Origin of the sequence: Planktothrix tepida PCC 9214, from assembly GCF_900009145.1 — a bacterium.
Taxonomy (GTDB): Bacteria; Cyanobacteriota; Cyanobacteriia; order Cyanobacteriales; family Microcoleaceae; genus Planktothrix; species Planktothrix tepida.
Genome location: NZ_LN889802.1, coordinates 129,387 through 142,963, shown reverse-complemented (window position 1 = coordinate 142,963; position 13,577 = coordinate 129,387). Strand labels below are relative to the sequence as shown.

General features: G+C 37.4%; 11 protein-coding genes. 6 read left to right on the top strand and 5 right to left on the bottom strand.

The genetic code is table 11. The features are described from left to right. The first annotated feature begins 334 nt into the window (after positions 1-334). Positions 335-2,332, top strand: coding sequence for a CHASE2 domain-containing protein (locus PL9214_RS14860; RefSeq protein WP_083580039.1), 1,998 nt, complete (start codon positions 335-337; stop codon positions 2,330-2,332). Positions 2,333-2,416: 84 nt separating this feature from the next. Here the strand turns inward: PL9214_RS14860 and lysS are convergent, their stop codons facing one another. After that, the gene (lysS, locus tag PL9214_RS14855) at positions 2,417-3,979 is read right to left on the bottom strand and encodes a lysine--tRNA ligase (protein WP_072719575.1); all 1,563 of its coding nucleotides are present in this window, start codon (positions 3,977-3,979) and stop codon (positions 2,417-2,419) included. 268 nt (positions 3,980-4,247) lie between these two features. On the opposite strand from lysS, the gene PL9214_RS14850 reads away from it, so the two are divergent. Further along, on the top strand, positions 4,248-5,384 hold the full coding sequence (locus tag PL9214_RS14850) for a Rid family detoxifying hydrolase (protein WP_072719574.1): 1,137 nt from the start codon (positions 4,248-4,250) through the stop codon (positions 5,382-5,384). A 63-nt stretch (positions 5,385-5,447) separates the two neighbouring features. Here the strand turns inward: PL9214_RS14850 and PL9214_RS31285 are convergent, their stop codons facing one another. Together PL9214_RS31285 and PL9214_RS14840 are read right to left on the bottom strand one after the other, a co-directional pair. Then, positions 5,448-5,900 (bottom strand): hypothetical protein, encoded by a 453-nt coding sequence (locus PL9214_RS31285; protein WP_222425241.1) that lies wholly within the window; start codon positions 5,898-5,900, stop codon positions 5,448-5,450. A gap of 101 nt (positions 5,901-6,001) precedes the next feature. Then, positions 6,002-7,387, bottom strand: a complete 1,386-nt coding sequence (locus PL9214_RS14840; RefSeq protein ID WP_072719573.1) for an MFS transporter — start codon at positions 7,385-7,387, stop codon at positions 6,002-6,004. A gap of 217 nt (positions 7,388-7,604) precedes the next feature. Between PL9214_RS14840 and PL9214_RS14835 the strand changes: the two genes are divergently transcribed. The 3 genes from PL9214_RS14835 to PL9214_RS14825 all read left to right on the top strand — a co-directional run bounded on the left by PL9214_RS14835 (position 7,605) and on the right by PL9214_RS14825 (position 10,384). Then, positions 7,605-8,936, top strand: a complete 1,332-nt coding sequence (locus PL9214_RS14835) for a S8 family serine peptidase (RefSeq protein ID WP_072719572.1) — start codon at positions 7,605-7,607, stop codon at positions 8,934-8,936. A 239-nt stretch (positions 8,937-9,175) separates the two neighbouring features. Next, entirely contained in the window at positions 9,176-9,394 is a 219-nt protein-coding gene (locus PL9214_RS14830; RefSeq protein WP_072719571.1) for a hypothetical protein, read from the top strand. A gap of 234 nt (positions 9,395-9,628) precedes the next feature. Further along, positions 9,629-10,384, top strand: a complete 756-nt coding sequence (locus tag PL9214_RS14825) for a WecB/TagA/CpsF family glycosyltransferase (RefSeq protein ID WP_072719570.1) — start codon at positions 9,629-9,631, stop codon at positions 10,382-10,384. 73 nt (positions 10,385-10,457) lie between these two features. Here PL9214_RS14825 and PL9214_RS14820 read toward each other — a convergent pair whose 3' ends face one another. Further along, positions 10,458-11,111 carry a pentapeptide repeat-containing protein gene (locus PL9214_RS14820; protein WP_072719569.1) on the bottom strand — a complete coding sequence of 218 codons (654 nt, stop codon included), beginning with the start codon at positions 11,109-11,111 and terminating at the stop codon, positions 10,458-10,460. A gap of 276 nt (positions 11,112-11,387) precedes the next feature. Here PL9214_RS14820 and PL9214_RS14815 point away from each other — a divergent pair, with 276 nt between their 5' ends. After that, on the top strand, positions 11,388-12,392 hold the full coding sequence (locus PL9214_RS14815; RefSeq protein ID WP_083580038.1) for a dynamin family protein: 1,005 nt from the start codon (positions 11,388-11,390) through the stop codon (positions 12,390-12,392). A gap of 151 nt (positions 12,393-12,543) precedes the next feature. On the opposite strand, the gene PL9214_RS14810 is transcribed toward PL9214_RS14815, so the two are convergent. Continuing rightward, the gene (locus tag PL9214_RS14810) at positions 12,544-13,464 is read right to left on the bottom strand and encodes an IS5/IS1182 family transposase (protein ID WP_072717485.1); all 921 of its coding nucleotides are present in this window, start codon (positions 13,462-13,464) and stop codon (positions 12,544-12,546) included. Positions 13,465-13,577: the final 113 nt, after the last annotated feature.

Below are 13,577 nucleotides of genomic sequence, written 5' to 3'. Positions count from 1 at the left end.
CAGCGTTGTGAAGGTTTACCTGAGAAAATGATAATGATAAGATTGCTTAAGGAGTGATAAAGCCTAATGATAAACTACATCCTAAAATTTTATCACTAATTCGGGTAACACCCAGCCGAATTGAATCGCAAACAATCATCAAAGTTATCTAAAATTGACCTAGAATTAGATTATAAGCTCCTTTACATTTGGCTGATCGAAAAATCAGGGTGTACAGCGTCAGAATCAGGGTTTAGAGGATTGGCTTTAGGGAAGATGGGTTAACAGTTAACCCCAACTCCCGGATCTAATCTTTATAAAAAAAGTAATATAAAATTTTAAATAGGCGAATGCAATGAGCGATCGCAAATCTTTTGTCTGGAAACAGTGGCTTTCTCAACATGATGAAACATCCTTACAATTCGGGGAATTTTTAAAGTTAATTTTGACCCTATTGATGATTACAATGGGAGTGGGTGGACTCAAGCAATGGGGTTTGTTTCAAGGGTTAGAACTGCGGGTTTATGATCGGATGGTACAACTGCGTCCTTACCATCAACCCGATCCTAGACTCTTAGTGGTAGAAATTACAGAAACTGATATTAACCGCCTTAAACAATGGCCGTTGTCCGATGAAATTATTGCTCAAGTTTTAGCTAAATTACAACAGGAACAAGCCGCCGTTATCGGGTTAGATATAGCTCGAAACGTACCCCAAGAACCCGGTCATCAAGCTTTAATTGAGCAAATGAAACAACCCAATTTTATCGCAGTCATGAGCGTTGGAAATAGCGAAGCGGATCGTATTTTACCCCCCCCTAGAGTTCCTCCTCAACAGGTGGGAACGGTAGATGTCCCCCTGGATCCAGATGGGGTATCCCGTCGCCATTTAATGTTTAATTGGGATGGGAAAATTAACCGTTTATCTTTACCTCTGCGTTTAGTTTTAACCTATTTAAACGCTGACTGTCCCGGCTACACTCCTTTACATTCAAGTATTCCTTGTAAAAACATTAAACCCAAACTTAATCAGAATTTAGATTATCAACTAGGATCAATTGCTTTTCCCAAACTCAAACCGAATGATGGGAGTTATCAATCTGTCATTGGGGGTTCTCAAATTTTGGTTAATTATCGTCACGCTCCTGATGCAATTCGTCAAGTTTCGTTAATCGATGTATTAGAAGGAAAGGTTAATTCTGCCTGGATTAAAGATAAAATTGTGCTAATTGGAGTGAGTGCGCCGAGTTTACGAGATTCGGTCTTAACCCCTCTCAATACTGGGAATAATCGGATGCCAAAATTGCCCGGTGTGGTTAATTTAGCTCAAATGACCAGTCAGTTATTGAGTGTGGTTTTAGAGGAAGAATCTCTGTTTTGGTTTCTGTCAGAACGTCAAGAATTATTATGGATTTTAATTTGGGCGATCGCAGGTCTAATTTTATCTGAATTTTCTTCTCGATATTCCTACCTTTTATTAGGAACAGGACTACTATTAACAGCATTAGGCGGAATCAGCTTTTTAGTTTTTTTAAATCAAGGGTGGATTCCCCTTATTTCTCCGAGTGTAGCTTTAATTTTAACGGTTATTTTAGGGGTTATTAATCGAGAATATCAATCTCAAAAACAACAAAAAACGGTAATGCGTTTATTAGGACAACAAACCTCCCCAGAAATTGCTGATGCGTTATGGAAAGGACGGTCAAATTTATTAGAATCCGGTCGTTTACCTTGGCAAAAATTAACTGCAACGGTGTTTTTTTCGGATATTAAAAATTTTAGTACCCTTTCAGAAGCGGAATCTCCCGAATTTATTATGGGATGGTTAAATGAATATCTAAATATTATTACCGAAGAAGTTCAAACCCATCATGGCATTGTGAATAAATTTATGGGGGATGGTGTCATGGCTGTATTTGGAGTTCCGGTTGCGAGTAAAACAGAAGCTGAAATTGCGACCAAAGCTCAACAGGCTGTCAATTGTGCGTTATCTATTCGTCAGCGCTTAGAAACGGTCAATCAAGATTGGCAAAAACGAGGTTTACCTGTGGTTGAAATGCGGGTAGGAATCTTTACCGGGCCAGTAGTTGTTGGTAGTTTAGGCGGAAAAAATCGGTTAGAATATGGGGTAATAGGAGATAGTGTAAATACCGCTTCTCGTTTAGAAAGCTGTTTAAAAGAGCGTCAAGTTGATACCTGTCGAATTTTAATTGCTTATGAAACATTAATTTATTTGAATGAACAATATAACGTAGAATTTTGGGGAGAATTACCTTTAAAAGGAAAATTACAAAAAATCAAAGTTTATCGAGTTATTAATCATCTTCATGAAAACAGTAATTCAACCTCCTAATTTTCAATGTAGAGACGCGCCATGGCGCGTCTCTTGGATTTTAAGGGATCATCTGTAGCACAGATTTAAGGATGGAATCTAACGTTAAATAGAGGTTCGCATCGTGGGGAACATAATCACATCTCGAATACTAGCGGTATTCGTAAATAACATGATTAATCGATCAATTCCAATTCCCATTCCCCCACAATTTGGCATTCCTAAAGAAAGTGCTTGAATAAAGTCTTCATCCATTGGATGTGCTTCTTCATCCCCTGCATTTCGCTGCGCTAATTGTTCTTCAAATCGTTTCCGTTGGTCTTTAGGATCATTTAATTCCGAAAAACCATTAGAATATTCTGTTCCGTGAATAAATAACTCAAACCGTTCTACAAATCCCGGTTTAGAACGATGACGTTTTGCTAAAGGACTGACTTCTACCGGAAATTCCGTAATAAAAGTCGGTTGCATTAATTGAGGAGAAACTAATTTATCAAAAACAGCATAGAGAACATAGCCTAAACTTTGAGTATCTAATTTTGATAAATGTAACCCTAAATTTTCAGCCGATTTTAGAGCTTCATCTAATTCTAAGGTATCAAAATCTAAGCCTGTTTTTTCTCGCACCGCTTCCACCATAGTTTGAACTTTCCAATGGTTCCCCGTAAAGGTCGGATATTGTTCAGAATAGTTATATTTCCGTTCCAAACTAATCACTTGACCTTGATATTCAATTTCAGTTTGTTCTCCTAATACATCCGCAGCAACGGCACAAATTACATCTTCTACTAAAGTCATAACATCAAAATAATCAGCATAAGCTTGATAAACTTCAATAGAAGTGAATTCTGGATTATGGGTGCTATCAATGCCTTCATTTCTAAAGACTCTTCCCATTTCAAAGACTCGTTCAAAACCTCCACAAATTGCTCGTTTTAAATGCAGTTCGGTAGCAATTCGTAGATATAAATTAATATCTAAAGCATTATGATGGGTGACAAAAGGACGCGCCGCCGCACCACCATAAATAGCTTGTAATACGGGGGTTTCTAATTCCTCAAATTCATTATCCCATAAATACATCCGAATCCTTTTGAGAATCCGATTTCTAACTTTAAAGGTTTCTAAAGATTTAGGATTACTCACTAAATCAATTTCTCGATGGCGACGACACAATTCCGGGTCATTAATTCCATAATAGGAATCAGGAAAAGGCATCGTTGCTTTAGAAATCACAAAAATCCGTTCTACTTGTACGGATAATTCCCCTCGGTTTGTGCGACATCCTATTCCTTCGGCGGCAATAAAATCTCCTAAATCCAGATATTTTTTAACTTGATTAAAGGATAATCCGGTTTCGCCTGTGACTAATTTTTTCTCTAGTTTGAGTTGAATGGTTCCCGCAATATCGGTTAACCCAATAAACCCAATACTTCCACTATCCCGTTTAAAGGTAATACGTCCACAAACAGTTAAAGGAACAGCGTCGGGGTCGCTTTCTCCATCATTTAATTCTTTCCCCGGTTGTGCGAATAAATCTTTAATCTCTTGGGTCGTATGTGACCGTTGAAGGGAGTGACTCGGATAGGGTTCTATTCCCAATTCTCTCAAGTCATCGACTTTCTGAGAACGAACTTCTACTTCATTGCGGGTTTCATTTGCAGCCATGTTTAGGATTTCCTATATTAATTTAAGCGCAATTTTTGATCATAACAGTTATTGGCTATTATTTGTAATTGCTATGAAATCTTGTTTTACTCGTTTCTAGGTTCTACCTAGAAATGCTATTAAGGTGGCTCTGCCACCAGAAGACTATCATAATATTATAACAGAGGCAGAGCCTCTATTTAGCATTCCAAGGCTCTGCCTTGGAACGAGGATTTTTAGGAGTTGATATTAATGATAAACTAATATAAGGATAATCAAGAAGTGAATTATGGACATCAAAGAATTTTTAGAAAAACGCTCTAAAGGTGAACGTAACTTTCAGAACGTACAATTAGTTAATGTTAACCTTGAAGGAACAGATTTAGATAGTATTCAATTGTCTGGCGCTAATTTAGCAGGTGCAAAATTAAGCCGTGCTATATTATGTGGTGCCAATCTCAGTTATACCGAATTAAGATCAGTTTACCTTGAGCAAGCCTATATATCTCAATCCAATTTGACAGGAGCTAATTTAACAGGTTCTATTCTGAATAGAGCAGACTTTACAAGATCAAATTTAACAGGAGCAGATTTTACAAATTGTAGTCTGAATAGAGCAGATTTTACAAATGCAAATTTAAGTCGAGCTAATTTAAGAGGGGGAAAGTTTGAAGGATGTAATTTTATATCATCTAACTTAAATTTTGCTAACTTAAGTGATGTAAATTTATCATCAGTAAACTTTATAAATGCCAATTTGCAATGTGCCAATCTTGAAAATGCTAATTTAAAAAAAGCAATACTTAAAAATGCTAATCTCACAAAAGCTGATTTGCGAGGAGCTAATCTAGTTAAGGCAAATTTAGAGGGTGCAAACTTAACACAAGCAGACTTAACAAATGCTAATATTTATGGGGCTAACCTTGAAAATGTTAACTTTACAGATACAATTATGCCTGATGGAGAACTCTATCAACCTGAAGAGAACACTCCTAATTTATCAGAATCAATAGAAACATTATTGGACACACAAGAAACCATGACTCGCAAAATCATTAAAACCGAAAACGCTCCCAACCCTGTTGGCCCTTATAATCAAGCAGTAATGGTCAATAACATGATCTTTTTATCAGGACAAATTGCCATTGACCCCCGCATTAATCAAATTCTTTATCCCGATGATGTTATCAAACAAACCGAAAGAGTGATGTCAAATTTAGAAGCGGTATTAACCGAAGCGGGTGCGACTTGGGAAAACGTCGTTAAAACCACAATCTTCTTAAAGGATATGAACGATTTTACCCAAGTTAATGAAGTTTATTCTAAATATTTTAAACCCGAAACAGCCCCCGCTAGGGCGACGGTGGAAGTGTCTCGTCTTCCCAAGGATGTATTAGTAGAAATCGAGTGTATTGCTGTTCTCTAAACTGGTAGGGTGCGGAAGACAAAGCTACACGCACCCTAAAATGGTTTTCTGATTAGAATAAGGTTATTTTTTCTCAGCGCAACCGTCAAAAACTTTATTTCCTAAAATGAGAGTCGCGCTATAAGGATAAACTTTATCCGACATTGAATCGCTACAACTATTAACCTTTTTGATAATTAATGTTCCACTCGGTTGACCATTAAGGCGATAAACCCGCACTAAATCTCTCGGACGACCTTCGGCGGTCAAAGGTGGAGTAAAGGGGTATTTTTTCTCTTTAATATCGGGAGTGGAATAGATAATATTATTGCGGTTAATCGTAATATTCCAAAAAGGTTCTGCACCTCGAACAATAAATTGTTCAACCGCCATAGAATTTTGAGCGATAGTAGAATTGTGTTGTTGATTAATGGAGGAATTCGCTAACAAAGTATTAGGATTAGCAGAACTAGAAGAATAGCTAAAACCGCTAATCGATAAACCCATTAATGCAGCCACAATTGATAAGGTTTTCATGGTTGATTTTACTCCAAAATTGTTGTATAGTAGGGAACAGGGAATAGAGCTAAAAAGATCAGTCTTTTTTAGGTTAAGCTCGTTTATACTAGAGTCTTTTATCAACTTTCGCTGTCTTCATCATCTAATCCGGGTCGGGGGATAGATTTTAAATTGTGTTGATCTTTAATCGGAATAAAGAAGATTGTTAATAAACCTGGAATTACCGCCATTGCACTTAATAAAAAGTAGTTTTGATAGCCTAAATCTGCTTGAATATACCCACTAAATACTCCTGGAATTAATACTCCAGCCGCCATAAATGCCGTTGTAATTGCATAATGGGAAGCTTTATATTCAGGACGGACAGTTTGCATTAAAAACACTGTATAGGCGGCTACCCCTAACCCATAGGTAAACTGTTCAAGAGAATTAACCACATAAGCCCAAAAAATTTCCGGTTGAGTTTTGGCTAATAACCAATAAAAGATATTGGTAAAATTTTGTAAAATTGCCATCGGCCATATCCAGGTTTTTAACCCTTGTTTGGCGATTAAGAATCCCCCTAATAGTCCCCCAAATAATAGGAAAATCACCCCAACTGTTCCTGATAGAATCCCAATTTCGGCGGTGGTAATCCCTAACCCTCCTTTTGCGGGTGTATCCATTAAAAAAGGAGTTGCCATTTTGAAGGTTAAGGCATCTCCTAAACGGAATAATAAAATAAAGGCGATAATCCAACCAATTTTATATTGAGTAAAATAGGTTTTGAAGGAATTGATAAAATTAGCAGAATTTGAGAGATTTTCGGTTTCTGAGAATACTGGTTTTGGGGAATAGGGTAAATAAATTCTTTGAAATCCGTAGATGAATAAAAAGATTAAACTTGCAAGACTAAAGGCAATCGTCCATCCCCATTGTAATGCAGGAAGTGAAAAATCAGATCCCCAAAAACCTAACTGAACCAGATTATATGTAATTTCCCCCTTCGCATTTTTATCCTGAATATATTGTTCAGCAATATGTCCCGCTAAAAATACTAACCCACCGCCTCCAGCTAAAACCGCCATGCGATAAGCGGTGTTTCTAACTCCTACATAAAACGCCTGTTGGTCTAAATTTAACACCGTTAAATAAAAGCCATCAATGGCGATATCATGGGTAGCACTAACAAAGGCAATGAGGGAAAAAATTGCAATGGAAAAGGGAATTGCTGAGGGAAATGGTGCACCCAATGCTAAAATTAAGAATAGAATTATACATAACACTTCCATTCTTAAAATCCATCGCCGTTTGGTTGAATAAATATCAACAATTGGCCCCCATAATCCTTTCATCACCCAAGGGAGGGATAACAAACTGGTTAATCCAATTAATTCATTACTCGCCCCTAATCCTTTTAAAAAAACCACTGACATTGTATTGACAACGGTATAAGGAAATCCTTGGGCAAAATATAAAATTGAAATCCACCAACCCGGATGCAGTTTTTTATCTTTATTGTTCATTCTTAATTTCAAGAAAAAAGATGGTTAATTGTTGTGATCATTGTCTAATCCTACAGGAATAGTGGATCTCTGCCAAGTGATCAAATTACCCTGAATCTCAAGATTTAAGGTAGAACAAGAAGACTAATATCCTGAACGGAATTTTCCCTCTATCCCTTGGGTCAGAAAATCAGTACACTAAGCTCAAGGATTATTATTAAAACGGAGTCAACCCTAAATGACAACTCAATCTAAAATTTCTCCCGCTTTTGAACCCTTTTTAGGCCACAGTCAACCCAACGCCCGAAAAGATGCCATCGTTATTTATAGAGGTTTAGTTTCTCCAGGGTCAATGCCACAACCAGGAACTGCTGCTTATTTTGAAACCTTAAAACAACAAGAACAAACCAATCAATCCATTGCTAATAAAATTATTAATGATTATCAAAGTGCCACTCGTCAATCCTTTTATGCAGAACCTGTTGGTCGCGGAAGTTTACCCATTGCCCAAATTGAAGTAACCCGTCAAAGCTTACCTGTTTTAGCAGAACATCCTGATGTTGTAGCCATTCTTCCTAACCAAAGAATTCATTTAATTGAACCTAAAGAAGTTGATTATTCTGGCTTACAAAAACAAGAATTAGAAGATAAACTAACCTGGGGATTAAAACGGTTAGAAATTCCCAAAGTTTGGGAAACAACCCAAGGACAAAATGTTACCGTTGCGGTGTTAGATTCAGGGGTACATGGAGACCATCCTGCTTTACAAGGACGGGTGAAAGATTTTATTGTTATTGACCCGTTAGGACGTCGAATTACTGCTTCCCCCAGCTTTGATGGTGGACAACATGGAACCCACGTTTGTGGCACAATTGCAGGAGGGAAAACCGAGGAGGGTTTGTCGATTGGTGTCGCACCTCAAGCAAATTTAATTGTTGCTGGAGTCTTAGTCGGAGAAGCGACTTTATTAACCTTAGTTGAAGGGATATCTTGGGCTGTTGAAAAAGGGGCAAAAATTATTAATATGTCCTTGGGATTGAGTTATTATGAACCCTTATTCCCCCAAGTTTTTGATATTTTAGTGAATCAATACGGAATTTTACCCGTTGTCGCTATTGGAAACGAAAATCATGGAAATACCAGTTCTCCGGGTAATGCTTATAATGCCTTTTCTGTGGGTGCTGTGGAACAAATTGATAAAGATAATGTGGGAATTACATTTTTTAGTAGTGGCGCCAGTTTAGTGTTTCCGGCGGATGCCCCCAACGCCTGGGTGACAAAACCTGATATTTCCGCCCCCGGTGCCCAGGTTTATTCCTGTATTCCTCCGGTGAAAATGGATAACGGCGTTTTTCAATATACCTATATGGACGGGACATCCATGGCTACGCCCCACATCGCCGGAATTGCAGCCTTATTGATGTCAGCTTATCCCGAAGCACCGTTGAGCAAAATTATCGATGTTTTGAAGAAAACCGCCTATCATCCGGGGGGTGAAGAACAACGTCCCGATAACCGATGGGGTTGGGGAATGGTGCGACCGTTAGAAGCGTTGAAGGCGTTGAAATAGATGGGTTGACGGTTGACTGATTAATGGGTTTGTAGGGGCAGGTTTAGTAGGGTTACTGTTAATTAGGAAAGATATTCCACTGCCGTCGCCCCTACACCTGAAATTAATTTATAATTAGGTTAATTACGGTGTAGAAATCATTTTGAGATTTATATTTGTACCCTATTTTCCCGCCAGATTAGGATATTAAAATGAAAACATCAATATGAGAATATGCGGTAATCAATCAGGAGTAACTAATGGAAACAATTACGATTAAAGTTGAAAATGAAGTCGCAAAACTTTACCAAGAAGCTGATATTAATCAGCAAGAAAAAGCGATTTGGGTTTGTAACTTGGTTCTGAAAGGCTTATTAAAGCCATCTAGTTTTGATGAAATGGTTAAACAAGTGAGAGAAGAAGCTAAAGTTAATGGTTTAACCCCCGAAATTTTAGCCAAGTTATTAGAAGATGAATAAGCTGAGATTGGTATTAAATCCTTTTGGGAATATTGAAATTATTACTGTTAATGAATTTTTGACGAGGTTTAATTAACGTAACACTCAACCACCTGAAAACGAGTCGATTTTTTCTTCAACTTCCCGTTCACAGTCCGACCCATCAGTAAAATTGGTGGATTCCTAAAATGTGAAATTTTGGTGACATAATCCGCTAATCTTATAATAATGTGTGTGAGGTTACTAAAGTCGATAATGAGTCAAACGATTTTACCTTATGATTCTAGTCTAAACCGTTTTCCGGTTTTAGGTTTACCCGTTCATTTGATTGATAATTATAGTAACTGGTTATTAAAACGTTGGCAACAAGGGTTAGGAACTCATGTGATTACCCTGAATGCAGAAATGGCGATACAGGCGGAAAAAAATAGGCAATTAGCAGAAATTATTCATTCAGCCGAGTTAGTCATTCCCGATGGTGCGGGAGTGGTGCTTTATTTACAATATAAAGGTAAAAAAATCCAACGGTGTCCTGGGATTGAATTAGCCGAAACCTTAATCAAAAATATTGGTAAATTAGACAATTCTGAATTAGTCTTTTTCTATGGCGGAAAACCGGGAATTGCTCAACAGGCGGCTGATAATATCCAACAAAAATTTCCGAGTCTGGGAATTTCGAGTTATCATGGCTATCTGTCTGCTTCAGAAGAAGAAGATTTAAAAATAACGTTAAAAGATTTACAACCTCGATTAATATTAGTAGGTTTAGGGGTTCCTCGTCAGGAATATTGGATTAGTCAAAATCGTCATCTTTGTCCGAATTCGATTTGGATAGGTGTGGGAGGAAGTTTTGATATTTGGTCAGGAATTAAACAACGAGCACCGGAATTTTTTTGTAAATATCATTTAGAATGGTTATATCGATTATATCAAGAACCTTGGCGTTGGCGACGGATGTTAGCGTTACCAGAGTTTGCGATTAAAGTGTTATTAAAGGGAACCGAGAATTAGGAATTACGAATTAGGAATTAGGAATTACGAATTTGAAGAAAGAGGGTTTGGTGACCAAACCCCTACGAGAGAATTAGGAAAGAATAGCACCGTTTAAATTAGCAAATTGTAAATTAACCCCGGTTAAATTTGCCCCTTGTAAATTGGCTTTATAGAGGTTTGTTCCTCTTAAATTTGCGTAGGACAAATTAGCATTTTGTAAATTGGCTTGAATTAACGTTGTCCCCCTTAAATTTGCACCCGTTAAATCCGCTTGATAAAGATTAGCTTTATTAAGATTAGCAAATCTCAAATCAGCTTGAGTTAAATCGGCTTCACTTAAATTTGCCCGATATAAATAAGCTCCATTAAAATGAACATTAATTAATTTTGCATTATTAAAATCTGTTTGATAAAAGTGAGTTTCAATCAATTCTGCATCATTTAAAGTTGCCATATTTAGATTGGCTTGACTTAAATCAGCTTGAAACAATACCGCTTCACTGAGGTTTGCCCGTCGCAGTTGAGCTAAAGTTAAATCTGCTTTTATTAGATTTGCATAACGTAAATCCGTTGCAATTAAATTGGCTTTACTTAAATCAGCATCTGCTAAATTAATTCCGTTTAAATCAGCCCCCATTAAGTTTGCTTCGCATAAGTCCGGCTGAATATCAGGATGATTTAACCGCCAAACTTGCCAACGTTGAATTCCCCACTGTAATAATGCTAAATGTTCTGGATTTGCCATATTTGAGGTTTAAGGCGATCGCCCTGGAGTCGCTGCGAAAGGTTTATGAACAAGAGAAATCTCTGCTGGAACATTTTTAAATTATGTCATTGCGAGGGTAACGAAGCAATCTCAAAGCCTTATTAAACCGTTACCATCCGTAAATCCTATGAATCTCTGTTGCAAATCTTCAAAATATTGGCTCAAGCTCAACTTTAAGAGTTATAATTCTTCTATGCTCTCGCCTCTGTCTTAGTCAAGCCATGAGTAACCTTTCAAACATCCCAGGTAGTGACCATGCGGAATAACCTCAATATTGAATCTAAGTTAAACAACACCCGCAACCTTTTACAAGAATTAGGTAACTCAGTTTCTAACTTAGTCAACTCGTCCCCAGATGTTTTTAATGATCCAGGGATTCAATCTTCCTTACAAGATTTTTTAAGGGTTTATCAAGAAGCTGTCCAACGGCTAAAAAATCCTAGTTTTCGGATTGCGACTCTGGGTACAACTTCCTCTGGAAAATCAACGATTGTTAACGCGCTGATTGGTCGAAAAATTGCACCGATTGAAGCTGGAGAAATGAGTGGGGGTGTATTAACAATCCAACATTCTCAGGAACAAAAATTAATCATTGAAAAAACAGAGGATGCGGTTTGGGATACGGGTGAATGGACAGGATTAAATGATGAGGATTTATATCAGCGAATTAGCGTTGTTATGCACTCCTATCATGATGCTCGTAAAAAACGAGAGTATGTTGCACCCCAAATCACTGCTCAGGTTTCTATTTTACCAGCTTGCAATAGTTCCTTACTAGGTTTACCCGACGGAATAGGAGTTGAATTAATTGATTTACCTGGATTAAAATCAGTTCAAGATCGGACTAATTCAGCAACGATTCAAGGGCAAGTTAATAAAGCTTTTAGTTTAGTGGCTTTGGACTATATGCAGGTAGATGATGATCACACAAAACGCCTTTTGGAAGAGTTAAAAAAAGTTGTCGAATTTCTACAGGGACGCACAGATTCGATGATTTTTATCTTAAATCGGGTCGATAATCGAGGAGCGGATGATTTACCTCTGCCAGTGCGGATTGATAAGTTAAGAGAGGAAATTAAAGAGGTTTTATCACTGCCAGAACTTCCTGATGTCCTACCCTTTAATGCTCGTCTTTTATATTATGCTCAATGTGCTTGGGGTTCAGGATCTCTTCACGAACCATCAACAGTTGATCAAGCGACACGAGCAAAATTCCTAAAAGCACTTTTTGAAGACTGTTTTAATCGAATTCTTCAGTAGACATCTCCGAAAATCTCCAAATGCCCTCTATCGCTACTTTTGGAATCTCTAGCACTCCTGTGCCGGCTTCTCCAAAAGTAACGGATTCATAGGCTTTTTCAGTCACATTAATAATAACTAATGAATTTTATCTCTGATATACAATTATTTCTCAAAAGAATTCTGGGCAATTCTTAGATGGTAATACAATCGCTCCTATTCGCCATCTTATTAATCCACATACTGTCAAGATTACTGCTTCATAATTTTGCCTCTTTAACCGAAATCTTTCTGAAGCAACTCGATAAATTTTTATCAGTCTTATTAAATGTTCAACTACAATCCTTTGTTGGGCTTTTAACCGATTTTCTTCTCGCTTTTCCGCCGACATCTCTTGATTCCTCGGTTTCTTATACGGTGTATTAATTGCTGTTTCTCCTACATAAGCTTTATCCCCTCTGTATTTTTGATTATTCCCCAATTCCTGGCTTCTTTCTCTCCACAATTTCAGATCACTTGTTGCTCCGGTATAACCCACAGCTACATCCACTATTTCTTTTCCATTTGGCATGACAATGACTTGATTTTTAAAGGTATGTGTCTTTTTCTTTCCTGAGTAATATTTTTTCTGCTCTTCATTGTCTGTTGGTCTTTCCCTGGGCTGTTCATAGCTATCTACTACTAACTCAAATTCCACCAGAATTTTTTCTACCCACTCCCAATCACTCTCGTTTTTTTTTACTTGCTCTAGCAAACTCGCTGGTAGTAATTCTCTCAAGATTTTTATCCAGTTATGGAAAATATCATTCGCTGTTGATTCACTGACTTCAAACTGTAACCCTAACATTTGAAATGTCGGCATTTGATGCAGATAAATTAGAGTCAGTAAGATTTGTTCCTCCACAGATAATTTCTGCCGACGACCCCCACCTGCTTTAATCAACCTGATTTTAGTTTTTTCTTTTTCCTGTCGTTTTTCTTCTTCTAATAACTCCGCAGCTTGAATGAGTTCTATCATCTGTTCATATTCCATCCCTAATAGCCTTTTTGCTTGCTGGGGATTCTTGTCCAGATAGTCTCTTAATTTACTCATCTCTAATCCGGGGTAAAATTTAATTTTATCATCTTTTTACCCCTCCTTTTTTCTATTTTGGAGATGTCTATTGAGGAAAACTTTGAGCAGGAAAAACAGTTCTGGCGTGATTT